The sequence below is a fragment of the Acidovorax sp. genome, from assembly GCF_022763525.1.
In the GTDB taxonomy this organism is placed as follows: Bacteria; Pseudomonadota; Gammaproteobacteria; order Burkholderiales; family Burkholderiaceae_C; genus Acidovorax.
On sequence record NZ_JALEGG010000270.1, the window covers coordinates 1 to 23,027 of the forward strand.

At 67.9% G+C, this 23,027-nt stretch carries 24 protein-coding genes; 15 read left to right on the forward strand and 9 right to left on the reverse strand.

What is annotated here, in order from left to right; all coding sequences use genetic code 11:
• On the forward strand, window positions 1-642 hold a 642-nt coding region (locus tag MRY84_RS20720; protein WP_291507568.1), incomplete at its 5' end, for a M23 family metallopeptidase.
• A 126-nt stretch (window positions 643-768) separates the two neighbouring features.
• Here the strand turns inward: MRY84_RS20720 and gltS are convergent.
• On the reverse strand, window positions 769-2,019 hold the full coding sequence (gltS, locus tag MRY84_RS20725) for a sodium/glutamate symporter (protein ID WP_291507569.1): 1,251 nt from the start codon (window positions 2,017-2,019) through the stop codon (window positions 769-771).
• Window positions 2,020-2,288: 269 nt separating this feature from the next.
• Between gltS and MRY84_RS20730 the strand changes: the two genes are divergently transcribed.
• On the forward strand, window positions 2,289-2,915 hold the full coding sequence (locus MRY84_RS20730; RefSeq protein WP_291507570.1) for a pseudouridine synthase: 627 nt from the start codon (window positions 2,289-2,291) through the stop codon (window positions 2,913-2,915).
• Here the strand turns inward: MRY84_RS20730 and MRY84_RS20735 are convergent.
• Window positions 2,837-3,559, reverse strand: a complete 723-nt coding sequence (locus tag MRY84_RS20735; protein ID WP_291507571.1) for a glutathione S-transferase family protein — start codon at window positions 3,557-3,559, stop codon at window positions 2,837-2,839. The genes MRY84_RS20730 and MRY84_RS20735 overlap by 79 nt on opposite strands.
• Window positions 3,556-4,164 carry a glutathione transferase GstA gene (gene gstA / locus MRY84_RS20740; RefSeq protein WP_291507572.1) on the reverse strand — a complete coding sequence of 203 codons (609 nt, stop codon included), beginning with the start codon at window positions 4,162-4,164 and terminating at the stop codon, window positions 3,556-3,558. Before gstA ends, MRY84_RS20735 begins: the two co-directional genes overlap by 4 nt.
• A gap of 131 nt (window positions 4,165-4,295) precedes the next feature.
• Between gstA and MRY84_RS20745 the strand changes: the two genes are divergently transcribed.
• The gene (locus MRY84_RS20745; protein ID WP_291507598.1) at window positions 4,296-5,177 is read left to right on the forward strand and encodes a LysR family transcriptional regulator; all 882 of its coding nucleotides are present in this window, start codon (window positions 4,296-4,298) and stop codon (window positions 5,175-5,177) included.
• Between the two features lie 62 nt (window positions 5,178-5,239).
• Here MRY84_RS20745 and MRY84_RS20750 read toward each other — a convergent pair whose 3' ends face one another.
• Both MRY84_RS20750 and MRY84_RS20755 read right to left on the reverse strand, forming a co-directional pair.
• Window positions 5,240-5,725 (reverse strand): VOC family protein, encoded by a 486-nt coding sequence (locus tag MRY84_RS20750; RefSeq protein WP_291507573.1) that lies wholly within the window; start codon window positions 5,723-5,725, stop codon window positions 5,240-5,242.
• 125 nt (window positions 5,726-5,850) lie between these two features.
• A complete protein-coding gene (locus tag MRY84_RS20755; RefSeq protein ID WP_291507574.1) occupies window positions 5,851-6,288 on the reverse strand; it encodes an Lrp/AsnC family transcriptional regulator in 438 nt (145 codons plus the stop codon).
• Between the two features lie 141 nt (window positions 6,289-6,429).
• Here MRY84_RS20755 and MRY84_RS20760 point away from each other — a divergent pair, with 141 nt between their 5' ends.
• Window positions 6,430-6,978: an alpha/beta fold hydrolase gene (locus MRY84_RS20760; RefSeq protein ID WP_291507575.1), complete on the forward strand. Its 549-nt coding sequence runs from the start codon at window positions 6,430-6,432 to the stop codon at window positions 6,976-6,978.
• Window positions 6,979-7,049: 71 nt separating this feature from the next.
• Here MRY84_RS20760 and MRY84_RS20765 read toward each other — a convergent pair whose 3' ends face one another.
• Window positions 7,050-7,628: a DUF2242 domain-containing protein gene (locus MRY84_RS20765; protein ID WP_291507576.1), complete on the reverse strand. Its 579-nt coding sequence runs from the start codon at window positions 7,626-7,628 to the stop codon at window positions 7,050-7,052.
• Window positions 7,629-8,057: 429 nt separating this feature from the next.
• Between MRY84_RS20765 and MRY84_RS20770 the strand changes: the two genes are divergently transcribed.
• The 4 genes from MRY84_RS20770 to MRY84_RS20785 all read left to right on the forward strand — a co-directional run bounded on the left by MRY84_RS20770 (window position 8,058) and on the right by MRY84_RS20785 (window position 13,042).
• The gene (locus tag MRY84_RS20770) at window positions 8,058-8,495 is read left to right on the forward strand and encodes a thermonuclease family protein (protein WP_291507577.1); all 438 of its coding nucleotides are present in this window, start codon (window positions 8,058-8,060) and stop codon (window positions 8,493-8,495) included.
• Window positions 8,496-8,710: 215 nt separating this feature from the next.
• The gene (locus MRY84_RS20775) at window positions 8,711-9,991 is read left to right on the forward strand and encodes an MFS transporter (protein ID WP_291507578.1); all 1,281 of its coding nucleotides are present in this window, start codon (window positions 8,711-8,713) and stop codon (window positions 9,989-9,991) included.
• 161 nt (window positions 9,992-10,152) lie between these two features.
• Window positions 10,153-11,766 carry a DUF1800 domain-containing protein gene (locus tag MRY84_RS20780; RefSeq protein WP_291507579.1) on the forward strand — a complete coding sequence of 538 codons (1,614 nt, stop codon included), beginning with the start codon at window positions 10,153-10,155 and terminating at the stop codon, window positions 11,764-11,766.
• Between the two features lie 61 nt (window positions 11,767-11,827).
• Window positions 11,828-13,042 carry a DUF1501 domain-containing protein gene (locus MRY84_RS20785; protein ID WP_291507580.1) on the forward strand — a complete coding sequence of 405 codons (1,215 nt, stop codon included), beginning with the start codon at window positions 11,828-11,830 and terminating at the stop codon, window positions 13,040-13,042.
• A gap of 100 nt (window positions 13,043-13,142) precedes the next feature.
• Here the strand turns inward: MRY84_RS20785 and MRY84_RS20790 are convergent, their stop codons facing one another.
• On the reverse strand, window positions 13,143-14,060 hold the full coding sequence (locus MRY84_RS20790; protein ID WP_291507581.1) for a DHHA1 domain-containing protein: 918 nt from the start codon (window positions 14,058-14,060) through the stop codon (window positions 13,143-13,145).
• A gap of 127 nt (window positions 14,061-14,187) precedes the next feature.
• On the opposite strand from MRY84_RS20790, the gene MRY84_RS20795 reads away from it, so the two are divergent.
• Window positions 14,188-14,652, forward strand: a complete 465-nt coding sequence (locus MRY84_RS20795; protein WP_291507582.1) for a TerB family tellurite resistance protein — start codon at window positions 14,188-14,190, stop codon at window positions 14,650-14,652.
• A gap of 104 nt (window positions 14,653-14,756) precedes the next feature.
• Here MRY84_RS20795 and MRY84_RS20800 read toward each other — a convergent pair whose 3' ends face one another.
• Window positions 14,757-15,092 carry an ankyrin repeat domain-containing protein gene (locus MRY84_RS20800; RefSeq protein WP_291507583.1) on the reverse strand — a complete coding sequence of 112 codons (336 nt, stop codon included), beginning with the start codon at window positions 15,090-15,092 and terminating at the stop codon, window positions 14,757-14,759.
• A gap of 103 nt (window positions 15,093-15,195) precedes the next feature.
• Here MRY84_RS20800 and MRY84_RS20805 point away from each other — a divergent pair, with 103 nt between their 5' ends.
• The 5 genes from MRY84_RS20805 (at window position 15,196) to MRY84_RS20825 (ending at window position 18,784) form a co-directional block, all read left to right on the forward strand.
• Window positions 15,196-15,978 (forward strand): pseudouridine synthase, encoded by a 783-nt coding sequence (locus MRY84_RS20805; RefSeq protein ID WP_291507584.1) that lies wholly within the window; start codon window positions 15,196-15,198, stop codon window positions 15,976-15,978.
• Between the two features lie 227 nt (window positions 15,979-16,205).
• Window positions 16,206-16,724, forward strand: coding sequence for an MgtC/SapB family protein (locus tag MRY84_RS20810; RefSeq protein ID WP_291507585.1), 519 nt, complete (start codon window positions 16,206-16,208; stop codon window positions 16,722-16,724).
• A 194-nt stretch (window positions 16,725-16,918) separates the two neighbouring features.
• Window positions 16,919-17,800 carry a DMT family transporter gene (locus MRY84_RS20815; protein ID WP_291507586.1) on the forward strand — a complete coding sequence of 294 codons (882 nt, stop codon included), beginning with the start codon at window positions 16,919-16,921 and terminating at the stop codon, window positions 17,798-17,800.
• A 121-nt stretch (window positions 17,801-17,921) separates the two neighbouring features.
• Complete coding sequence (locus MRY84_RS20820) at window positions 17,922-18,137, forward strand: hypothetical protein (protein ID WP_291507587.1); 216 nt, start codon at window positions 17,922-17,924, stop codon at window positions 18,135-18,137.
• Window positions 18,138-18,244: 107 nt separating this feature from the next.
• Complete coding sequence (locus tag MRY84_RS20825) at window positions 18,245-18,784, forward strand: DUF924 family protein (RefSeq protein ID WP_291507588.1); 540 nt, start codon at window positions 18,245-18,247, stop codon at window positions 18,782-18,784.
• Between the two features lies 1 nt (window position 18,785).
• Here the strand turns inward: MRY84_RS20825 and MRY84_RS20830 are convergent, their stop codons facing one another.
• Window positions 18,786-19,724, reverse strand: a complete 939-nt coding sequence (locus MRY84_RS20830) for a succinylglutamate desuccinylase/aspartoacylase family protein (protein WP_291507589.1) — start codon at window positions 19,722-19,724, stop codon at window positions 18,786-18,788.
• Window positions 19,725-19,838: 114 nt separating this feature from the next.
• Between MRY84_RS20830 and MRY84_RS20835 the strand changes: the two genes are divergently transcribed.
• A complete protein-coding gene (locus MRY84_RS20835) occupies window positions 19,839-22,970 on the forward strand; it encodes a WD40 repeat domain-containing protein (RefSeq protein ID WP_291507590.1) in 3,132 nt (1,043 codons plus the stop codon).
• Window positions 22,971-23,027: the final 57 nt, after the last annotated feature.

Consider the following 23,027-nt stretch of genomic DNA (forward strand, 5'->3'; position numbering starts at 1 on the left):
ACTGCCGTGGTGGGCATACCACTGGCCGCCACGCCAGGCGAAATGTTCATCACCGTGGCGCCAGCCCAGGCGGGCGCCACCCCGCGCACCGTGTCCTACTCCGTGGAGCCCAAGCGCTACAAGGAGCAGCATCTGCAAGTGGCGCCACGCACGGTGGACCTCTCGCCCGAAGACCAGGCGCGCTACGAGCGCGAGCGCGACCACCAGGCCCGGGTGATGAGCACTTTTACCGAGCCCCCTGCAGGCCATGCACTCGCCTCGCTGCGCATGCAGGTGCCGGTGCCGGGTCGGCGCTCCAGCTCCTTTGGCCTGCGCCGCGTGTTCAACGGCCAGCCGCGCAATCCGCACGGCGGCATGGACATCGCGGCCGGCACGGGCACCCCCATCGTGGCGCCGCTGGCGGGCCGGGTGATTGACGTCGGCGACTATTTCTTCAGCGGCGGCACCGTATGGCTCGACCACGGCCAGGGTCTGCTTACCGTTTACGCCCACCTGAGCAGCGTGGACGTGCGCGTGGGCGATGTGGTGAAAGCTGGCGACGCCTTCTGCAAGGTGGGCGCCACCGGGCGCGTGACCGGCCCGCACCTGCACTGGGGTGTGATGCTCAACCGCGCACTGGTGGACCCGGCATTGTTCGTGTAGCTCCCTGGGTCGCTGTGCACCTTCATTCACGAGGACGACGCCCTCACTGCGGGGCGGCCCTTGCTCACGCCGAACCCATTTCACGCTTGCAGGTTGGCGCACCGAGCCGCACCACGCTTCAACAGGCTACTTCAGGTAGTTCAGGAAGCCCGTGATGATCACCGCGTTGAAGAAGTCGATGAACAGCGAGCCCACCAGCGGGATCACGAAGAATGCCTTCACCGACGGGCCATTGACCGCCGTGAACGCCTGCATGTTGGCCATGGCATTGGGCGTCGCGCCCATGCCAAAGCCGCAATGCCCGGCTGCGATGACGGCAGCGTCGTAGTCGCGCCCCATCACGCGAAAGGTGACGAAATAGCCATACGCAAACATCAGCGCGGTCTGCGCGAGCAGGATGGCAAGCAGCGGCCCCGCCACCTCGGCCAGCTCCCACAGCTTCATGGACATGAGCGCCATGGCCAAAAAGAAGCCCAGCGACACGTTGCCCACCACTTCGAACTGGCGCAGGGGCAGCACGCTGTTGCGCCAGTCGATGATATTGCGCACCGCCGCCGCCACGAGCATCGGCCCGAGGTACGAAGGCAGCGTGATGCCCAGGTCCTTGAGCCAGTTGACCAGCAAGGTGCCGGCACCGAGGGACACGGCAATCATAATGCTGGCGTACATCACCGTGTCGCTGTTGCCCGGCGAGCCGGGCGCGGGAATGCGGGCAGTGGAGGCATTGGCGTCGTCCGCTGCCGACACTGCGGCCGTGGCCGTGGCAGCAGCGGCAACAGCGGCGGTTGCAGCCAGGCCGGGCGTGCGCAGCTGGTTTCGGCGGATCAGCAGGCTGCCCAGCGGGCCGCCCACCACACAGCCCGCCACCAGGCCGTAGGTAGCCGCCGCAATGGCCGCAGGCAAGGCCCCGGCGGCACCCGCCTGCTCCAGCAGCGGGCCGAACGCGGCCGAGGTGCCGTGCCCTCCCGTCAGCGAAATAGACCCCGCCGCCACGCCGATGAGCGGGTGCACGCCCAGCACCGCCGCCAGCCCCGCACCCAGCAGGTTCTGCAGCACTACCAGCCCCACAGCGGCGGCCAAAAACAGCGCCACGCCAACACCGCCCTTCTTGAGCAGCTCAAAGCTGGCCGAAAAGCCGATGGTGGTGAAGAACACCAGCAGCAAAAAGGCGCGCATGCTGTCGTAGAACTGGAAGGTGAACAGGCCCGTCTGATGTCCCGCCAGCGCGATCAGCGAGAACACGAGCCCGCCGATGATGGGACCGGGGATGAAATACCGCGAGAGCACGCCCACGCGGTTCTTGATGAACTCGCCGATCACCAGCAACACGGCGGCAATACCGATGGTCTGGGCGATGTCGAGTTGAATGGTGTGCATGGCGGGCTCCTTGCGGCCTGGATGAGAGAGTCAGGCAACACTTGCCCAGCGAATTCAGCTATGGATTGCATAGCTAACAGCGCAAGCCAGATTGGCGCTGGCGGGGAATTTACCTCTCAGAATCCGGCCCTTCGGCGAGTCGCACGCGCGAGTGTCTGTCAGACAACCGCCCGTCTTGCAGGGGATCGAGGGCGCGTGCATCGCTTCGCTGCGGCTATGCTCGGCCGCCGTTCCCTCACCAACTTCTCCCCCTCTTCGCACCTTCGCCCATGACTGCCCGCCTGATCCGTTTCAACAAACCCTACGGCGTGCTGAGCCAGTTCACGCCCGAGGGCAAATGGCAGGGCCTGAAGGACTACATCGACCTGCCTGGCGTGTACGTGGCCGGCCGGCTCGATGCGGACAGCGAAGGCCTGCTGCTGCTCACCAATGACGGCCGGCTGCAGGCGCACATTGCCGATCCGCGCTTCAAAATGGAGAAGACGTACTGGGTGCAGGTGGAAGGCGTCCCCGACGAAGCCGCACTGGCCGCACTGCGCAGCGGCGTGGTGCTCAACGACGGCCCCACCCTGCCCGCTCGCGCGCGCCGGATGGAGCCTGCGCCCGAGGTATGGCCGCGCACGCCGCCGATCCGCGAGCGCAAGCACATCCCCACCGCGTGGATCGAACTCGCCATCCGCGAGGGCCGCAACCGCCAGGTGCGGCGCATGACGGCCGCAGTGGGCCACCCCACGTTGAGGCTGGTCCGCGCGGCGATCGGTCCGTACACGCTGCAGGGGCTCGCGCCCGGCACCTGGGCCGACGAAGACGCAACAGCCTACGCCGACAACGCCCCCATGCGCCGCGAAAGCGCCGAGCCGCGCGCGAGCAGGAAGGCGCGCAGGCCCTCGGCATAGTCCGCGCCCACCGCCTGTTGCACGGAAGCCCGCGCCGCCAGCGCCGCGCGCCAACGCGCCAAGCGCGGCAATCCCTGCCAGAGTGCAAAGTCCGCCATGCCAGGCAGCGCATCCATCACGTCGAAATAGCGAAACACCGGGCCGAACACAGCGTCCACCATGCTGAAACCCGCCCCGGCAAAGTAGGGCCCTGCGCTTTCTCGCTTTTCGAGCGCCTCCTCCAGCTGCACGAACCGCGCGCGCAAGTCTTGCGCCCGCTCTTGCAGCGCGGCCTCGCTGGGCGCGGCATAGAACGCACCGATGCCGTTCAGCACCGCGGAGCCGAACTCCATCCACGCGCGGTGGCGCGCACGCTCCAACGGGTCCTGCGGGTGCAGCGCGGGCATGGCCACTTCATCCAGGTACTCGCAGATCACCGCGGACTCGAACAGGCTTTCGCCACGCACCTGCAACACCGGCGTTTTGCCCAGCGGCGAGATCGCCAGGAACCAGCCGGGCTTGCGCGCCAGGTCGATCGTGCGGCGCTCGAAGGGAAGACCCTTTTCGTGCAGCACGATGGCCACGCGCTGCACATAAGGGCACAGCGCATGGGAGACGAGTGTGAGCGCCGCAGGGGCACCACCCTCGGCATCAGCCGCCTTCACGAGAGCAGCCCCTCGGCGCGCAGCGCCGCCTGCACCTGCGGGCGGGCCGCCACGCGCGCCATCCAGGCCTGCACGTGGGGGTACGCGGTGAGCGGAATCCCGAGCAGGTTGGCCCAATTCAGGATGGTGAAACCATAGGCATCGGCCACGCTGTACGCCCCAGCCAGGAAGTCGCGGCGCGACAGCTCTGCATCCATCTCGGCAAAGCGTGTGGCCAGCTTGGCCTTGGCGGCTTGGCGCGTGGAGTCCGCCGTCTCCTTGTGCCACAGCCAGGGGCTGAAGCCCTTGTGCAGTTCGGTGCTGATGAAGGTAAGCCACTCCAGCACGGCCAGGCGCTCGCGCGAGCCAGGCTTGCCAATCAGCGCCTGTGCGGGGTCAAGATCCGCCACGTACTGCAGCAACGCAGCGCCTTCGGCATGCCGCGACGCATCGGCCAGTTCCAGCAGCGGAACGTAGCCGCGCGGCGAAATGTCGAGGAAGTTGGCGCCGGACTCCGTGGTGTGGCGCGCCAGGTCCACCTTGATCAGATCGAAGGCGGCACCCACCTCGCGCAGGGCAATGTGGACGGCGAGCGAGCAGGCGCCGGGGGCGTAGTAGAGCTTCATGGTCGGGGCTTTCTTTGCGAAAACAGGTTGTAGACATCGCTGCAGGGCACCCGGCGGTGTGTTGCCGTGCCCTGTGGCAGGCAGAATTTATGATTGCACCAGCGCAAACAAAATCAGCGAACATGAAATCATTGATTGCACAAACGCAATACCGCCTGGGCGCGGCCGAGCTGGAAGTGCTGCTGGCCATGGTGCGCACCGGCACACTGGCGGCGGCCGGCGAGCGGCTGGGCGTGGATGCGTCAACGGTGTTTCGCGCCATCCAGCGCATCGAGCGCGGCCTGGGGCAGCCGCTGTTCGAGCGCTCCCGCGCGGGCTACCGGGCCTCGGAGACCGCCCTCTCCCTGGCCGAGCAGGCCGAGAGGGTGGAGGCCGCGCTGGAGGCGGCCCGCGCCGCCACGCACGCGCAGCCCGAGCAGATCACCGGCACGGTGCGGATCTCCAGCACCGACACCATGCTGCACGGCCTCATCGTCCCGGCCCTGCAGGCGCTGCAGCCGCGCCACCCTGCACTGACGTACGAGCTGCATGCAGGCAATGAACTCGTGAGCCTGACCCGGCGCGACACCGACATCGCCGTACGCGCCACCCGCCGCCCGCCGCAGCACCTGGTGGGCCGGCAGCTGGGCATGATCCGTTCGGCCCTGTACACCGGGGCGGCCAACCCGGTGGCGATGTCGCAGGTGGAGAGCGGGCGCGCCGCCTGGGTCGCGCCCGATGACTCCATGCCCGATCATCCCTCGGTGCGCTGGCGCAAGAAGCACCACCCCAAGGTGCAGCCCACCTACCGCGTCAACAGCCTGATCACCGTGCTCGAACTGGTGGCGCGCGGCGCGGGGGTGGGCGTGCTGCCCACCTTCCTGGCCCAGGGCCGCAGTGACCTGCGCCCGCTCACCGGCACGCTGGCCGAATGCGACAACGAGCTGTGGCTGCTCACACACCCGGAGTCACGCCACCTGCGGCGCATCGCGGCGGTGTATGGGCATCTGGCGGAGACGGTGCAGCTGCCCTGATGCGCCGCCGGGCCGCGGGACGTCCTCCTTCTGGCAGAACAGAAGCCCGCAAAGCAGCGCCACTATGCCGCCCCGCGGCGCGCCGCCTCGATGGCGGCGATGTCGATCTTGCGCATGGTCATCATGGCGGAGAAGGCGCGCTGGGCCGCCGCGCGGTCGGGGTCGGTGATGGCGGCCAGCAGGGCCCGGGGCGTGATCTGCCACGACACACCCCAACGGTCCTTGCACCATCCGCATTCACTCTCTTGGCCGCCGTGGTTCACGATGGCGTTCCACAGCCGGTCGGTCTCGGCCTGATCATCGGTGGCGATCTGGAATGAGAACGCCTCGCTGTGCTTGAAGTGGGGGCCGCCGTTGAGCCCTACGCAGGGGATGCCCGCCACGGTGAACTCCACGGTCAGCACATCGCCCTGCCGGCCGTCGGGGTAGTCGGTGGGCGCCCGCAGGATGGCGCCCACAGTGCTGTCGGGGAAGGTTTGGGCATAGAACTGGGCGGCCTCCAGGGCATCGCCGTCGTACCACAGGCAAATGGTGTTCTTGGGGTTCATCGGTGTCTCCAGCGAATGAGTGCACGATGCGGACCATGGTACGCCCGGACATGCCAACGCAGGAATGCAAGCCCCTGATTCCGGAAGGCCTGCTCGCATTGGCTGGCGCAGGCCAACCCAGCGCCTCAGCCCAGCGGAACCGCCTTGTTCACCGGGTGCGACAGCACCAGCGCAGTGGAGACGCTGCCAAACGCCGCCAGCGCGTCCACCACGCGCTCCAGGTCGGCTGGCTGGCCGAAGGCGCAGCGCACCACAAAGCAGTCTTCGCCGGTGACACGCACGGCTTCCAGCACCTCGGGCAGGGACTCGAACAGCTGCACATAACGCTGGATGTGTTCGTGTGTGGTCCGCACCCGAACCACCGCTTGCAGGCCCAGGCCCACTGCGGCCAGATTGATGCGGGCCGCATAGCCTGCGATCACGCCCGCGTCTTCAAGCTTCTTGACGCGCTCGCTCATCGCAGGCTGCGACAGGCCGATCTGCTTGCCCAACGCCGACAAGCTTTGCCGCGCGTCGTGCTGCAGGGCCATGAGGATCTGCCGGTCTTTCCTATCGAGCTCCACGGCGGGCTTCCTTTCTTTTTGCGAGGCGATGACTTCAAGGTTTGGAGGATCGATTTCCGATGAGCCCCCATGGCCGAAACCGCGGGGGTTTCCTATCGTTGGCGGGCAGTGATGGATCTGCTTGAACAACAAGGAAACTGGATGATGACGCGACCTGTATTGCTCATTCCGGGCATCTACAACTCCGGCCCCCGGCATTGGCAATCATTGTGGCAAAACCGGTACCCCGGAGTGGCGCGGGTGGCACAGGCAGACTGGGACCACCCCGACTGCGACACGTGGGTGCGCACGCTCAACGAGGCCATTGCCGCGTTGCCACAGCCGCCCATCCTGGTCGCCCACAGCCTGGGCTGTCTGGTGGCAGTGCACTGGGCTGCCCGGTACCACCGGCCCGTGCATGCATTGTTGCTGGTGGCGCTGCCGGACCCCGAGGGACCCAGCTTTCCGGTCGAGGCGCGGGGATTTGCACCGCTGCCACGCACGCTGCCCACCCCGCCCACCCCGTCACGGCGAGTGCTGATGAGCAGCACCACCGATCCTTATTCCAACCCCGGCTTCTCCGCGCAGTGCGCCAGCGCCTGGAACGCAGAGCACAGGGTATTGGGCGATCGGGGGCACCTCAACGCCGACAGCGGCCTGGACGATTGGCCGCAGGGATGGGAGCAGGTGGCCCGCTGGCGCGCCGAATGAAAGCGGCGAAGGCGCCGGAGTGGCCGTGCTTGGCCATCCCCGCGGGTCTCAGCGGCTGCAGGCGCTCAGCGTCAGCCGCCCGCGGCCTGCGCCTGGTCGATGATGAGGTAGCGTTTGACCAGATCAAAGAAGCTTTCGTAGAAGGTGTCCTTGGAGATGGTCTCGCTGCCCACCTTGACCAAGGATTCGCTGCTGGCGGAGAACGGCAGCGACACCGAGCCAATGGCCCCCACGCCCACGCTGGCCGAGTTGTTGGTCTTGCGCAGTGCGTACGTGTCCTGCAGTGCTGTCACGAAACCCAGGCTGACCTTGCCGTCATTGGCCTCGGGCACGCACACCACGCGCACCACCATCTGCAGGTGCGATTCGGCTTCGGGCTGGAAGCTCTTCTTGCCCTCGACCAGCTCGGCCTGGTGGGTGGAGATGATGTAGCCCTGGCTCAGCAGCGCGCGGCGCGATGCCTCGCAGGTCTGCTGGGGCGTGGCATCAAACAGGCGCGAGTAGGTGGCCACCGAGCCAAAGTTCTCCTGCACACCAAACGTCTTGGGCGTGGTGCCCACGCAGCCTGCCAGCAGTGCGGCCAAGGCCACTGCGCCCGCGACGGCGCTGCCACGGTAGGTGAAACGGGTCGGAAACAGGCGAAAACGCAAGGGCCAGCACTCCTTTGGGGTCATCAACATCATCAACAAGGTCGTCGTTGCGGGAGGCACGCTCGGTTGCCGGACGGGTCCGAGGCGTTCAGCCTGTGCATCTGACAGACTGCGCCCCCCTGCGTTCCCGCTGATTCTAGAAAGCTGCCCGTGCGGTCCCGCACAAGGCCCTTGCCCCTGAAAGGGCTGAATGCGCAAAGACCGCAGCCCGCAAGCCTGCGGACGCACCCGGCCCCTCCTTTTCAGACACTGCGCACCTCAAGGTATCAATTTGCAGAAGGCCCCGGAGGCTGCACCTGGAATGCTACACTATTAATAGCTGCAAGCGCTTTACCATCCAGCGCCAGGTGGCAATTTGAAACATCAACCTGCGCGTGGTTTTTTTCTGCGCCCCTTCCCGTCCTTCCCCCGTTTCGCATTCCCGCTGCCGTGCCACTTGCCCCCCTGCTCTGCCTGGTCGTTGCCATCAGCGACGGCGATACCCTCACGGCGCGTTGCGGCCCGCCCGGCGTCTATCAGCAGGTGAAGGTGCGGATCGCCGCCATCGATGCGCCCGAGTCGCGCCAGGCATTTGGCCAGAAGTCGCGGCAAAACCTGGCGCGGCTTTGCTTCCGGCAGAACGCCACGCTGCAGCCGGTGGAACAGGACAGCTACGGCCGCACGGTGGCCCATGTGCGCTGCGGCGGCACCGACGTGGCCGCTGCCCAGGTGCGCGCCGGCCTGGCCTGGGTGTACACGCCCTATGCCGAATCCCGCCCGCAGCTGGTGACCCTGCAGCGCCAGGCACGCAGCAGTGCAACGGGGTTGTGGTCGCAGAAGCGCCCGCTGGCGCCGTGGACCTACCGGCACCGGCACAGCCCGCGCTGACCGCCCTGCTCAGGCTGCCTGGGCGCGAGGAGCGCAGCGGCGGCAGCACCAACCCGCTTTTGCCTTTCTCGTCGGCAGGCCCCCAAAAATCGGCCGGTCCCCGCCTGCGGGTCTTTCTGCCCCCTCCTGCGGCCCGGCAGCGCAGCCGCTAGCATCCGTGGGTTCCCATCGGGGCCCACGGCATGCGCCGCCCCGGGCCAACCCGCTCCGCTTTCATGACTGTTCCCCATTCCCCTTCGTCGGCACCCGAGGCCGAGGCGTCCAACGTCTACCGCCACTCCGGATTTGTTTCCTTCCTCATCGCCCGCGTGGTGGCCGTGGTGGCCACCCAGGTGCAGGCCGTGGTGGTGGCCTGGCAGGTGTACGACCTCACGCGCGAACCCCTGGCGCTGGCCTACGTAGGCCTGGCGCAGTTCCTGCCCATGCTGTGCCTGCTGCTGCCGGCGGGCGATCTCATCGACCGGTTCGCGCGCAAGCGGATTCTTGCGGGCAGCTGGGCCGTGGGCGGGGTGTGCAGCGCCTTGTTGTGGTGGCTGTCCGGCCATGGGGCCAGCGGTGTGGCGGGCATCTATGCCGTGCTGGTGCTGTACGGCTGCTCGCGTGCGTTCTCGGGCCCCGCCATGCAAAGCCTGCTGCCGCAGATCGTGCCGCGCGGGCAGCTGGCGCAGGCGATTGCCGCCAACAGCATGCTCATGCGTGTGGCGAGCATTGGCGGGCCGTTGCTGGGCGGCCTGCTGTATGCGCTGGGCGGCGGCGAGCTGACCTATGCCGTGTGCTGCGGCTGCTTTGTGCTGGGCGTGGCGCTGGTGCTGCGGGTTCCGGTGGCGCACGCCACCGCGCCCGCACCTGCCCAGGGCACGATGTTCGAGCGTTTTGGCGCAGGCATCCACTTCATCCGCACGCGGCCCATCATCCTGGGCACCATCTCGCTGGACCTGTTTGCGGTGCTGCTGGGCGGCGTGGTGGCGCTGCTGCCCATCTACGCGCAAGAAGTGCTGCACGTGGGCCCGGCGGGCCTGGGCGCACTGCGCAGCGCCATGGCCATCGGCGAGGTGAGCGCGGGCCTGTACCTGAGCATGCGTCCCTTCAACCGCCACGTGGGGCGCACCATGTTCATCGCGGTGGCGGTGTTTGGCGTGGCCAATCTGGTGTTCGCGCTGTCCACGCTGTTCTGGCTGTCGTTTGCGGCGCTGATGGTGGCCGGCGCGGCCGACATGGTGAGCGTGTACATCCGCGGCGCGCTGGTGCAGTTTTCCACGCCCGACACCATGCGCGGCCGGGTGAACGCAGTGAACATGCTGTTCATCGGCTCATCCAACGAGCTCGGCGAATTCCGCGCAGGCACTAGCGCATCGTGGCTGGGCGCGGTGCCCGCTGCCATCGTGGGGGGGTTGTGCACCTTGGGCGTGGTGGGCGGCTGGATGCTGGCGTTCAAGTCCCTGCGCAAGGTGGACCGTTTTGAAGAGGCGGCGCAGGCTGCACGTCCCGCTCCATAGCCCGGCCTCAATCCCCTCGCGACGAGGTATCGGCGGAAACCCTTCGATACATCCTGGAGGCCCATTGTGTCGCGCAGGTAAAACCCGCGGCGCAGGCTTGCAAGCTGGTGGGGGCGGCGGCACCATGCGGCAACCATCGGCTTGCTGCCGTGCGAGGCCCCATGATCCCCCTTCCCCCTCCACCTACCCTCATCGCCCGCCGCTCGGTGCTGGCCGGCCTGGCGGGTTTGGCCGTGTGTGGCGGCACGCGCATCACCCATGCGGCGCTCCCTGCCGCGCCGGCGCCCGGCCCCGCGGGCGCGGATGCCTGGAACACCGCCGACGAACGCACCACGTGCCGCCTGCTCGACCGCGTGAGCTGGGGCGGCACCGCCCAGGGTGCGCGGGTCCTGGGCACGATGGGTGTGAATGCCTATTTGGCATCGCAGTTGCGCGCAGGCGTCCAAGCCCCGCTGCCACGAGAGGCCCAGGCGCAGATCGATGCCATGGTGATTTCGCGCACGCCCATTGAAACGCTGGCGGCCGACATGGAAGCCCGCCACAGGGCCGCCAAGGCCCGGCCCACCGAAGAAGAACGCAAGGCTGCGCTCAAGGCCTGGCAGCAGGACATGCGCGCCCTGCAGCAGGAGGCGGCCGCGCGCTTTGTGCTGCGCGCCGTGTATTCACCGCACCAGTTGCGCGAGAAGATGACCTGGTTCTGGATGAACCACTTCAACGTGTTCGGCGGCAAGGGCAGCCTGCGCGCGCTGGTCGGCGACTACGAGGAGCGCGCCATCCGCCCCCACGCCCTGGGCCGCTTTCGCGACCTGCTGGGCGCCACGGTGCGCCACCCGGCCATGTTGCGCTACCTGGACAACGCGCAGAACGCGGCCGGCCGCATCAACGAAAACTACGCACGCGAACTGATGGAACTGCACACGCTGGGCGTGGACGGTGGCTACAGCCAGCAGGACGTGCAGGAGCTGGCCCGGGTGCTGACCGGCGTGGGCGTCACGCAGCGCCCGCCGGGCGAAGAGCCCCCGCGCATGAAGCCCGCGATGCGCCGTCACTACGTGCGCCAGGGCCTGTTCGAATTCAACCCTCAGCGCCACGACTGGGGCCCCAAGACACTGCTGGGCCAACCCTTGCGCGCCGAGGGCCTGGCAGAGGTGGACGAAGCGCTGGACCGACTGGCCCGCGCGCCCGCCACCGCACGCTTTGTCACGCGCAAGCTCGCGCTCTTTCTGGTGGGCGACAACCCCTCACCCACGCTGCTGCAGGCGCTGGCCCGCAGCTTCGAGCGCACCGGTGGCGACATTGCGGCGGTTCTGGAAACGCTCTTTTCCTCGCCCGAATTTCGCGCGTCGCTGGGCCAGCGCTTTCGCGACCCGGTGCACTACGTGCTGGCCGGCCTGCGTCTGGCGCATGGCGACGCCGTGCTGCCCGGCCCGGAACGCGCGCTGGGGTGGCTGCAGCGCCTGGCCCAGCCGCTGTACGGCCGCGCCACGCCCGACGGCTACCCCCTGGACGCGGCGTCGTGGGCGGGCTCCGGGCAGATGAGCGCGCGCTTCGAGGTGGCCCGCGCTCTGGGGGCTGGCGCTGCGGCTGCGGCGGCGCCCCGCGACGACATCACCGAGGCCAGCCCGCGCCATCCACCCGCGTTGGCGCAGGCTGCCTACGTGCGTGCACTGGAGCCTGCCTGGTCCGCCGCCACGCGCAACGCGCTCGCCCAGGCAGCATCGCCCCGCGAATGGAATCTGCTGTTCCTGGCGTCGCCCGAGTTCATGCACGGATGAGGAAAAAAAGAGATGGACAGCAGTCGGCGGTGAGCGCTGACGCGATTGGAAGGACAGTCCCATGCTGCACAGACGACACCTTCTCCAGGCGCTGGGTGCCAGCGCCTTGGGCATTACCTCCGCCAGCGTCCTGGCTGCGCCGCGCGCCCAGGACGTGCGCTTTCTGCTCGTGTTCCTGCGCGGCGGCTACGACTGCGCCAGCCTGCTGGTGCCCACGGCCAGCAGCTACTACTACGAGACGCGGCCGAACATCGCCATTGCTCCCCCTGGTCAGGACGGCGGCGCGCTGCAGCTCACGGCGGACTGGGGCCTGCATCCTGCGCTGGCGCAATCGATGCTGCCGCTGTACCAGAAGCGCCAGTTAGCCTTCGTGCCGTTCACGGGCACCGACGATCTCTCGCGCAGCCACTTCGACACGCAGGACAGCCTGGAGCTGGGCCAGCCCCTGGGCGGGCGGCGCGACTTCCGCTCCGGATTCCTTAACCGCTTGGTGGCCGAGTTGAACCCGCGTGCGGGCGGCACCACGCCCACGGTGCAGCCCATGGCCTTCACCAGCACCCTGCCCCTGGCGCTGCGCGGCGCACTCGACGTGCCCAACACGGCGCTGAGCGCGGCCGCGGGGCGCACCGGCGTGGATGCCCGGCAGGCCGAGCTCATCGCATCCATGTACCAGGGCACCCGGCTGGCCGCGCCCGTGAACGAGGGCTTTGCCACCCGCGATGAGGTGGCGCGGACCATGCAGGGCGAGATGGAGGCCGCGAGCCGCAACGCACTCTCCACCAAAGGCTTTGAAGGCACGGCACGGCGCATGGCGCGGCTGATGCAGACGCGTTACCAGCTGGGCTTTGTGGACGTGGGCGGCTGGGACACCCATGTGGCGCAGGGCGCGGCCACGGGGGCGTTGGCCAACCGCCTGGAAGAGCTGGGCCGGGGCCTGGCGGGCTTTGCCGACGAGATGGGGCCGGCATGGAAATCCACCGTGGTGGTGGTGGTCAGCGAGTTTGGCCGCACCTTTCGCGAAAACGGCAATCGGGGCACGGACCACGGCCACGGTACCGTGTTCTGGGTGCTGGGCGGTGGCGTGGGCGGCGGCCGCATTGCCGGCGAGCAGCAAGCGCTGACGGCCACCACCCTTTTTCAGAACCGGGACTACCCCGTGCTCAACGATTACCGCAGCGTGCTGGGCGGGTTGTTCGCGCGCCTGTACGGGCTGGCCCCCGCCGCCGTAGCGCGGGTGTTTCCGGGGGCCAAGGCAGCAGACCTGCGGCTGGTTTAGCAACGCCCCACATCCGCACGCTGAATTGCTATTTTATTGATAGCTGCCTGCGCTTATAAATCAAGCGCTAGCGGCCATTTTTATTCAAAACCACCCTGCCTCAGGCGTTGAAGGTGCCCGCCAGAAGCTCCGGCAAACGCTCCACTTTCATCTTGAAGCCACATGCCTGCGCATGGCCGCCACCGCCCATGCTTTCGGCCAGCGCGATGCAGTCGAAGTTGCGCTGCGAGCGCAGCCCCACCTTCACGCCTTTTTCGCCCGCGCTCCACATCAGCGCGAAGGTGCCAGTCTTGGCCGAGAGGATGTCGCCCACCAGGCTGTGGAACATGCCGGGCGCATTCACCATCAGGCCCTGCACGCCGTTGAAGACCAGCGGCTGCGCGCCTTCGGCGATATCGGCGCAGAGCTTGCGGTATTTCTCGTCCATGGCGGCGCCGCGCGCCATGAACTGGCTCAGCTGCTCGGGTGCGAAGCGCGCAATCTCGCTCCAGCGCGCAAAGTCCTGTGGCTCCATGTCCAGGGCCGACAGGAAGGCCCCGCTCTCCTCGAACTCCCATTTCCAGATGTCGCGGTCTTCCACATAACGCAGCAGTGCCGGAATGGGCTCGTGCGGGTGGAAGAACTCCCACGCCAGACGCGCGCCCGATTTGTCCATGTCAAAGTGCACCACGCCGCAGCGGCAGGCAAAGCCCGTGAGCTTTTCCGCGGCGCTCTTGTGGTGGTCCAGCATCACCAGCTTGGCCGCACGCTCGTCGATGGCCTGCAGGATGTCGGCAGAAAACGAGAAATCGAGGATGTAGACGGTACGGCCCTGCAGGGGCGGCAAGTCATCCACCGACTTGACATCGCCGTGGTCCAGCCCCACGTATTCGGCATTCTCGCGGTAGTACAGCCACGCGGCCAGTGCCGCGCCAAAGCCATCGGGGCAGTTGCGCCCGTGGTAGAGGATCAGCGGCGCGGGGTCGTTCTTGTCGGGGGCAACCAGCAGTTGCAGGGGGAGGATGGTTTTCTTCGTCATGGCCCCCGATTGTCGCCGGGGCCATGGGCCAGCGCGGCCGCAAAAGCGCACAGCGTGCGCGCCCCGCAGGAACCAACCGACTCCGCAATGCCTCCACCCCTTGGATCCGCACACCGAAAAGCCCACGATGTTCCAAACCCTCAAAGACCTGTTTGACAGCTTCACACAGCCCGCCCCCACCCCGTCGCCTGCCGAGCGTTTTCATGCCGTGCAGCTGGCCGCCGCCGTGCTGCTGGTGGAGGTGGTCCGGGCCGATACAGCCATGGACGACGCCGAGCGTGCCGCCATGGTGACCGCCCTTCGCAGCAAATTTGCGCTGAGCGACGATGAACTGGCGCGACTGCTGGAGCTGGCCGTCACCACATCCAGGACGGCCTACGACTACCAGCGCTTCACCAGCAGCCTGAACGAGCACTTCACCCAGGACCAGAAGATCCAGCTGGTCGAAGCCATGTGGCAGGTGGCCTATGCCGATGCCCATATCGACGCCAACGAGAACCACACCATCAGCAAAGTGGCAGGCCTGCTGCATGTGACGCACGGGGAGTACATCGCGGCCAAGATGCGGGCGAAGAACGGAAGCCCCTCCTGAGGCGCTGCGCGCCTTCCCCCCTAGGGGACCCCGCCCGTGCGGCGGGGCGGCCCTTGCACGGCGGCAGCTGGCGTGGGGCCGCGCGAGTGCTACCGGCGGTGTACCTACACCGGCAGCCAGCGCCACCAAAACGGTTTGCGCTCTTCCTTGGCACCTTGCGCTTGCAACAGTGCGATGAATTCGGTGCGGCCGTGGCGGCGCGCGGCTTCCAGCGGGGTCATATCGTCAAAGTCAGAGCGCAGCTGCGGATCGGCGCCGTGCGCGAGCAGGTAGCGGGCAATGTCGCCGTGGCCGTGGATCAGCGCGGCCACCAACGGGGTGCACAAAATCTCCGGGTGCTGGTAGTTGGGGTTGACGCCCGCGCTGATGTGGTGGCGCACCAGCGCCAGGTCGCCGGCCACGGCGGCGGCGTACATGTCTTTCCAGTCTCCTGCGGACATACCTTGGCTTCCTTTCAGCGGTTGAGCCGTGCAGTGTAGGCAGCGTCGCCTGCGGCACAATCCGCGCCTTCCCCTACGTCCCCGGGCGGCTGCGCCTGCTTTCATGCCCTACCCTCTGCATATCCTCTGGCGCGACGAGCACCTGGTGGCCGTCTACAAGCCCGCCGGCTGGCTGGTGCACCGCACCGGGCTGGACGCGGGCGAAACGCGCTTCGTGATGCAGACGCTGCGCGACCAGCTGGGCCGGCACGTCTACCCCGTGCACCGGCTCGACAAGGGCACGTGCGGGGTGCTGGTGATGGCATTGCACAGCGACGCCGCGCGATCGTTGTCGCAGGCCTTCGAGCACGGTGCTACGCACAAGCGCTACCTGGCGATGGTGCGCGGATGGGTGCCCGAGGCCGCCGAGGTGGACCATGCCCTGAAGCCCGACGACGCACCGGCCGATGCCCCCGTGCAGGACGCCCACACACACTTTCGCCGCCTGGCGCAGATGGCGCTGGACGAGGCCAGCGACCCGCGCTTTGCCACCACCCGCGCCTCGCTGGTGGAAGCCATTCCCACCACCGGACGGCGCCACCAGATCCGGCGGCACCTCAAGCACCTGGCCCACCCGATCATTGGGGATGCCACGCACGGCAAAGGCCCTCTGAACCGCTGGTGGGCACAGCGCCTGGGCCAGCAGCGGCTGTGGCTGCATGCGTGGCAACTGACCGTGCCGCACCCAGTCACGGGTGAGCGCCTGGTGTTCGACAGCGGACTGCAATGGCCAATCCTGCCCGGCAATGCTCACTGCCAGAGAGAAGACATGGCTGGCGCCGAGGCTGACTTCGGCCCCGCGGCAGATTGGCGAAGGCTGCTGACCATGCTGCCCTGGCAAGCGTGACCGGCTGCCGCGGAGTCCGCTGTCGGCCCGGTCCTACTGCCGGCACGGCCAATTTCCAGTAGACACGTCGCCTGCGGCTGCGGCACAGTCGCGGCACGGTCCAGCGCTGCTATTGCGCGTTCGTCGTCTCCCGCCTTGTCCCATGCTTGCCACCACCATGCCCGCACAGCCCCCGTCGAACCATCCCCCCGTCGCCAAGCTGCATGCACATTGCGAGGGTGGCCCTCATGGCTGAGGTCTGGCAGCAGATCGCCACCACCGCGGCGGCGGAGTTTGCCGACATCACTGACACGGCCCAGGCCACGCGGATCGTGGTGCGCCTGGGCGTTGCTGCGCTGCTGGGCGGCTTGCTGGGCTGGGAGCGCGAACACGCCGGCAAGGCGGCCGGTGTGCGCACCCACATGCTGGTGGCCATGGGGGCGGCGTTGTTCGTGCTGGTGGCGCAGCAAGCGGGCATCTCGGCGGCCGACAACAGCCGAGTGCTCCAGGGCGTCATCGCCGGGGTGGGATTCCTGTGCGCGGGCACCATCCTCAAGGGCGATGCAGAGCACCAGGTCAAGGGCCTCACGACCGCCGCGGGCATCTGGCTCACGGCCGCCATCGGCGTGTGCGCCGGGCTGGGCCGCGAGGTCACGGCGGTACTGAGCACCGTGTTCGCGCTGTTCGTGCTCTGGGCGATTCCGTTCGTGCACGACAAGGGCGGCGCGCACACCTCCGAAAAGAAGCCCCCAACCAAAGCGGGTTGAACGGCTGGCGGCGGGCGCTGCGTGGGTGGCCGCACTACACTTTTTGAACCGTATCCTCCCGCGCCCGGCTGCGCTACGCCGCAGCAGCGCCCTGCTTCCATGCAACACCTCATTGCTCCGCGCAGCCACGCGCTGCACGGCCATGGCTCCTTTCGGCCGTCACGCACGCGGCGCTGTTCTCGCACGGAGCGCACATGACGACGGCGCTCACCGGAAACCTGCGCGGCATCGTGGCGATGGTGGCGGCCGTCGGGTGTTTTTCACTGATGGATGCGCTGCTCAAGACGCTGGCTGCCAGCTACCCGGCCATGCAGGTGGCGGCGCTGCGCGGATGGGCCGCCCTTCCGCTGGTGGCGGCTTATGTGCTCTGGCGCGGTGAGCTGAGCGGCCTGCTGCGGGTGCGCTGGTCACTGCACCTGCTGCGCGGTGTGCTCAACGTGACCATGCTGGGGCTGTTCGCCTACGCGCTGACTGAGCTCGGCCTGGCGGAGGCCTACACCCTGTTCTTCATCGCACCGCTGCTGATCACGGCGCTGTCCACCGTGGTGCTGCGCGAAAAGGTGCGTGCAGCCCACTGGGTGGCGATCGCGCTGGGCATGGTGGGCGTGGTGGTGGCTTTGCGGCCCAGCCAGGATGCCTTTTTCACGCTGGGCGCGCTGGCGGTGCTGGGCGCCGCTTGCGGCTATGCCGTGTCGGCGATCACGGGGCGGGTGCTCACCCGCACCGATTCGAGCGCCAGCCTGGTGTTCTGGACCACCGCCCTGCTGGCGCTGGGTGCCGGGGCCCTGGCCTGGCCCCGATGGGTGGGTGTGCAAGACACCCACTGGCAGCTGGTGGCGTGCCTGGGCATCACCGGCTTCCTGGGCCAGCTCGCGATCACCGAGGCGTTTCGCCACGGCCAGGCCGCCGTGGTGGCGCCGTTTGAATACACGGCGCTGGCGTGGGGCATGGGCCTGGACTGGGTGCTGTGGCAAGCCGTCCCAGGGTACAGCACTTTGCTCGGCGGGGCGATCATCATCGGCAGCGGGCTCTACCTGGTGCGGCAGGAGCGCACGCAAGCCGTCGTGCCCCCTTGACGGCCCACTCTGGGCACTGGCCCGCGCCCGAGTTCGGCCTGGTCTTACAGCCCGGCGGCGCGTGCGGAGGTGCAATGGGCGTCCACGCAAAGCGGCGCCAAGGCCGCAAAGGAGAATCCGCATGACCCAGCACGCCACCATTACCGGCAATGTGACCTACACCCCCGGCGACGGCGCTCCCATCAAGATCCCCCAAGGCCCGGTGGAGATCACATCCGCGAAGGACAGCGCGACCCTGAGCTGGACCGCCGACAACGAAGCCGCCGGCTCGGCAGCCATTCCGCGCGACCAGTTCGAGCAGTACGTGCGCGACGGCAAGATCCGGCTGGACCACTGAGCAGGCTAGCGCGGCGAGCACGCGACGCCGCCCCGATTACTATACTTTTGATAGCTACTTGCGCATTACCATCGGGCGCTACAACCCATTTCCTTTAAGACTGCCCGATGCAAGCCCACGACGTACTCCACTTCTGGTTTGAAGAACTGACGCCTGCCCAGCACTTCGCCGCCGACGCCACGCTCGACACGCTGATCCGCCAGCGGTTTGCCCCCACGTGGGAGGCCGCGCGGCAATGCGAACTGTGGACCTGGCGCGCCACGCCGCGCGGGCGGCTGGCGGAGATCCTGGTGCTCGACCAGTTCTCGCGCAACATCCACCGCGGAACGCCTCTGGCGTTTGCGCAAGACGCCCTGGCCCTGGCGCTGGCCCAGGAACTGGTGGCCGGTCAGCACGACCGCGCCCTGCCCGCCGGGGAACGCGCCTTTGCCTACATGCCCTATATGCACAGCGAATCGCTGGCCATCCACGACCAGGCCCTGTTGCTGTTCAACCAGCCGGGACTCGAGAACAACCTGCAGTTCGAGGTGCGCCACCGCGACATCGTTGCGCGATTCGGCCGCTACCCCCACCGCAACGTGGTGCTGGGGCGGGAATCCACCCCTGAAGAAATCGCTTTCCTGGCCGAGCCGGGCTCCTCGTTCTGATTCAATCGAGAGCCTTCGTGAGGTAGACCGCCTCACGCCCCATGATGGGCTCGCGCGTGGGCATCATCACCGTGCAGCCATCGCACAGGGCGCGGATTTCGTGCGGGCCGTCGGTGGCAATGAGTTCGCCCCGTGCGAAGACCTCGAAGCCTTGCAACGGCCGCGCAAAGCGGAAGTCGGGCGTGCGCACCATGCAGGTCTCCAGCAGTTCATAACGGCGCTGCGGGCCCGGCGCGGGGCGGACAGGCGCGGCTTCGACCATGCCGAAATGGGCCAGGAAGTCCAGGGCCACGGCGGTGGCCATGTCGGCCGCCGACTGGCGAAAATGCTGACCACACTCCACCACCAGCGCCACGCCGTGGCTGTCGGCGAGCCCGTGGCGGCCATGCTGGATGAGCGGCGTCCCAGAGCCCAGGCCGCTGGGCATCACCAGGTGCACGGGCGGGCGCCCGATGGCCACCGCCACAGCTGCATTGCGCTGGTAGGCCGGGTACACCCAGAAAGGCTGCACGTCCTGGCTGGTGGAATGGATGTCGAGGATGTGATCCGCCGCAGCCACCACGGGGCGCAGCACCCGCGCGCGGTCCAGCTCGGGACTGGCGGCGGTGCCGTCCAGCTCGGCGGCCGACCAGATGCGATTGAGGTTGTGCACCAGCTGGCGGCTGTCAAACGGGCGGCTCGGGTCGAAGGACTCATACGCCGCCACGTTGGCAAAGCTGATCGTCAACGTGCCAATGCGCGGGCGCACTCCCGTGTCCAGCAGGTGCGTGGCCGCCACCATGCCGCAGATCTCGTTGCCATGTGTGAGCGCGTTGATGAGCACATGGGGCCCGGGCTGGCCCGATTCAAACCGGTGCACGTAGTCGATGCCCACATTGCCCTGGCGGTAGGCAGAAAGGTCGCGGGGCAGGACTTCGAAAACGGGAGGATTTTGCGTCATGGCAGGCATTGCTATGTGAACACATCATTGTGAACGGAAAGCCCCAACCCTGCAGGGCGGCGGTACCATGCCCGCCGCGTTCACCCCCTTCGCACCAGCGACCTTACCCCCGCCATGCCCACCGCCCGCCTTTGCCCCCTGGCCGATGTCGCCGCCCGCCTGCCTGCCGATTGCTGGATCGCCCGCCGCCTCGCAGAGGACCCGCAGGCGCTGGCTGGCGAAACCGCGCTGTGCGTTGTGGGCGACGTGCAGTTGCCGGAGTTGCACCTGGATGCCCCGCTGGCCAGCGGCAGCCCACTGCGGACGCTGGTGGAAGGCGGCGCCCCAGCCGCAAGCCCGCGCAGCCAGCCCCTTCTCGTGCTGATCGACGGGAATCTGCAGATCGACGGCGCGCTCACCTGCGACAACACCGACGGCGCGGCGAACCTGATCGTGCTGGGCAACGCGCGCATGCACAACGCGGTGGTGGGCGGCCAGCTGATGTACGTGCAGGGGGCGCTCACGGTCACCGACCTGCTTTGGGGCGACTACAACCACGGCGAGCTCACCGTGCGCAGCGGGCTTACGGCGCGGGTGGCCTTGTTCACCGACGAGTACCACGTGGACATCACCGGCCCTGAGCAGGTGGAGTTCCTCCTGGACGAAGTGCGCGGCGTGCCGCACCGGGCGGAGTTCGCGAGCGAGATCGCGGGCATCGTGTTCCCAGCGGAGTTCCACGATGGCATCGACGACGGCGAAAGCGGCATCCATCCCCTGCTCGACCGCCCCCGCGTGGTGGCTGCCGTGCGCGCGGGCGAGAACGCCACGCGCGGCAGCGCCGAGATCCACGCGCTGATGCCCCTGGAGGCCGACCTGTTCGCCGACGAGGCCATCAGTGTGCGTAACATCTTGGCGGCCGTGCGTGCACCGGTGATCGGTCCCAAGGAACACACGTCCGCCGGGTGGTTCCGGCAGACCGATTTCTTGCTGTGCCAGCGGCATGTGGATGCGGAGGGCGACCCGCGCGATGACAGCGTGTTCATCACCGTCTGGAAAACCTGGGACTTCTACCTCTCGGTGGCCCAGGTACCCGAGCGCGCCGGGATGCTGGCGCGCATGGCGGCCGCCCTGCGGGGCCGCAAAGTGCCCACCACCGCGCAGCTCGCGCTGGTGTATCGCGCCTATCGCAACGGCGAGCCCGGCGAATGGCTGGCCCTGGCGCCCGATACGGCCCCCGACGCCTGGCAAGCCTGCACACATGCCTGGCGCGGCGTGCTGGACTACCTGCGCAAGGCTGTGGGCCAGCACCGGGCCCACTACCCGCTGTACCAGCGCCTGGTGACCGAGCTAACGGCCGAGCGTATCGAAGACTTCACCACGCTGCCCGTGTTCACCGAGCGCTACAACGACTGGTGGGACAGTGACCGCAACGGCTGGTGGGAGGGCGACGTGTGGGTGGGTGCGCGCCAGCCCTGCATGCGCGATGGCGAACCTTGGGGCCGCGCCTTCAAGCTCAGCTGGGAAAACGGCGATGAAGCACCCGGCGACGAAGACGACAACGCCCACGCCGCCTACCAGATCAACCTGGAGGCGGCGCTGGGCGGCCCTGCCGCGGGGGAGTTCACCTACGCGCAGCGCCAGAGCGACGCCCGCACTACCCTGCCCCGCAGCGCGGCCGACCACATTGCACGGCTGCTGCGTTTCATGGACGCCGTGGAAGCCCGCGTGCGTTCTCAACACGAGCAGGACCAGGCCCGCCTGGCCGAGGCTCGGCGCATTGAGGCTGCCGTGCACCTGCTGACTACGCCCCCACTGGCGCGTGACCTGCCCGATGCCGCAGTCTTTCCCGCCGAACTGATGGTCCTGTCCGACCAGTGGCAGTCCGACGGGCAAGCCTACGTGGCCGCCATCCGCGCCCACCAGCTCGCCATGGATGCGGCCGAGGCGCAGAACGGCCACAGCAACGGCGACGATGACAGCGAAGACGCGAACGGGGACAGGGGTGACGAAGAAGACGACGACGAAGAAGCCCTGCCGACCGACCCACGCAAGGCTGCCGCCGCCACGGTGCTGCAACTGGCGCGTGTGGTCCACGCCCACGCCGACGAAGACCTGGCCGACCGCTTTCGCCAGCGCTTTGCGTTCGCTCCCGACGCCTTCGTGCGGCACGCCGCCGACGCGGGCTGCTTCATCGGCCCGGTGTTCGCGCTGGAAGACGGCCGCGTGCTGGCACGCATCGGAGCCGCCTATGAAGACACCGCGCATTGGGTGGCGCTGCACGGCCCGCGGCACACCCTGCTGCCCGCGCTGCACGGCGTGGGCCGCTCGCCCAACCGGCGCTGCTTTGCGCAAAGCGACGGCCAGCACATCACCACCCACCACGGTTTCGATGGCCCCGTGATCGCCCGGTTTGCACTGCCGCAGGGCAACGAAGGGCTGCCTCCTCAGGTGGAGGTATCGCCAGGCCCGCTGGGCCAGCGCTGCGACGAGCTGATTCCCTTCAACGATGGCCAGCAGGTGCTGCTGCGCAACCCCACCGGCATCTACCTGCTGACCTCCGGTGGCGTGCTGCGCCTGCACCCCCAGACCTTTGACGAGGATGGTCCCTACACCTGGCCCAAGAACCAGCAGGACGAGATGGTGAACGGCACGGAGGTCACGATGCTGGCACTCGACATGCTGCACATGGCCCTTTCACCGGACGAGCGCCACATCGCCGTGGGCGACCAGGACAGCGTGCACATCATCCTGAACGCTGATGGCCAGGTGGTGCGCCGCTACGAGCCCTTGTCGTCCTACCCGCACCACGCCACCTTCTCGCACGACGGCACGCGACTGCTTGCCAACTCCTGCCACTTGTACGGAGGCTGCACGTTGGCCACGCCAATGGGTGCAGCGTTGTCGGGCGCCGCGCCAGACAGTGAAAAAAACGAAACGCAAGAAGCGCCGGCCGTCAACACCCAGTGGCGCGTGTATGCATCCGCCACCCTGCCGGGCATGGCCATCCTAGGCGATGCCCATGGCTATCTGCACGCGGTGGACGACACGGGCCAAAATTTGTGGCGCCACCACATCGGCAGCACGATCAGCGCCATCGACGTGTCGCCCGACGGCAGCGCCATCGTGGCCGCCAGCTACGGTGGCTACCTGGCCCTGCTGGAGCGGGTGGAGACGGGAATGGACCCGTATTCCATCGGCACGTCGCCGTATGCGGAGACGCGGCGGTGGATATTTTGGGGTGATGAAGTGGGGCCGTTGCGGTGGTAGGCAATGCAGCGAAGGGAGTGCTGAGCGGCGGGTTCAACGGCCCGTGACGCGAGGACT

What these genes read in the sequence shown, in the direction of transcription:
- gltS (WP_291507569.1), bottom strand. Translation starts at nt 2,019, where the DNA reads ATGCACACCATTCAACTCGACATCGCCCAGACCATCGGTATTGCCGCC.
- MRY84_RS20730 (WP_291507570.1), top strand. Translation starts at nt 2,289, where the DNA reads ATGACTGCCCGCCTGATCCGTTTCAACAAACCCTACGGCGTGCTGAGC.
- gstA (WP_291507572.1), bottom strand. Translation starts at nt 4,164, where the DNA reads ATGAAGCTCTACTACGCCCCCGGCGCCTGCTCGCTCGCCGTCCACATT.
- MRY84_RS20750 (WP_291507573.1), bottom strand. Translation starts at nt 5,725, where the DNA reads ATGAACCCCAAGAACACCATTTGCCTGTGGTACGACGGCGATGCCCTG.
- MRY84_RS20760 (WP_291507575.1), top strand. Translation starts at nt 6,430, where the DNA reads ATGATGACGCGACCTGTATTGCTCATTCCGGGCATCTACAACTCCGGC.
- MRY84_RS20775 (WP_291507578.1), top strand. Translation starts at nt 8,711, where the DNA reads ATGACTGTTCCCCATTCCCCTTCGTCGGCACCCGAGGCCGAGGCGTCC.
- MRY84_RS20780 (WP_291507579.1), top strand. Translation starts at nt 10,153, where the DNA reads ATGATCCCCCTTCCCCCTCCACCTACCCTCATCGCCCGCCGCTCGGTG.
- MRY84_RS20785 (WP_291507580.1), top strand. Translation starts at nt 11,828, where the DNA reads ATGCTGCACAGACGACACCTTCTCCAGGCGCTGGGTGCCAGCGCCTTG.
- MRY84_RS20790 (WP_291507581.1), bottom strand. Translation starts at nt 14,060, where the DNA reads ATGACGAAGAAAACCATCCTCCCCCTGCAACTGCTGGTTGCCCCCGAC.
- MRY84_RS20795 (WP_291507582.1), top strand. Translation starts at nt 14,188, where the DNA reads ATGTTCCAAACCCTCAAAGACCTGTTTGACAGCTTCACACAGCCCGCC.
- MRY84_RS20800 (WP_291507583.1), bottom strand. Translation starts at nt 15,092, where the DNA reads ATGTCCGCAGGAGACTGGAAAGACATGTACGCCGCCGCCGTGGCCGGC.
- MRY84_RS20805 (WP_291507584.1), top strand. Translation starts at nt 15,196, where the DNA reads ATGCCCTACCCTCTGCATATCCTCTGGCGCGACGAGCACCTGGTGGCC.
- MRY84_RS20810 (WP_291507585.1), top strand. Translation starts at nt 16,206, where the DNA reads ATGGCTGAGGTCTGGCAGCAGATCGCCACCACCGCGGCGGCGGAGTTT.
- MRY84_RS20815 (WP_291507586.1), top strand. Translation starts at nt 16,919, where the DNA reads ATGACGACGGCGCTCACCGGAAACCTGCGCGGCATCGTGGCGATGGTG.
- MRY84_RS20820 (WP_291507587.1), top strand. Translation starts at nt 17,922, where the DNA reads ATGACCCAGCACGCCACCATTACCGGCAATGTGACCTACACCCCCGGC.
- MRY84_RS20825 (WP_291507588.1), top strand. Translation starts at nt 18,245, where the DNA reads ATGCAAGCCCACGACGTACTCCACTTCTGGTTTGAAGAACTGACGCCT.
- MRY84_RS20830 (WP_291507589.1), bottom strand. Translation starts at nt 19,724, where the DNA reads ATGACGCAAAATCCTCCCGTTTTCGAAGTCCTGCCCCGCGACCTTTCT.
- MRY84_RS20835 (WP_291507590.1), top strand. Translation starts at nt 19,839, where the DNA reads ATGCCCACCGCCCGCCTTTGCCCCCTGGCCGATGTCGCCGCCCGCCTG.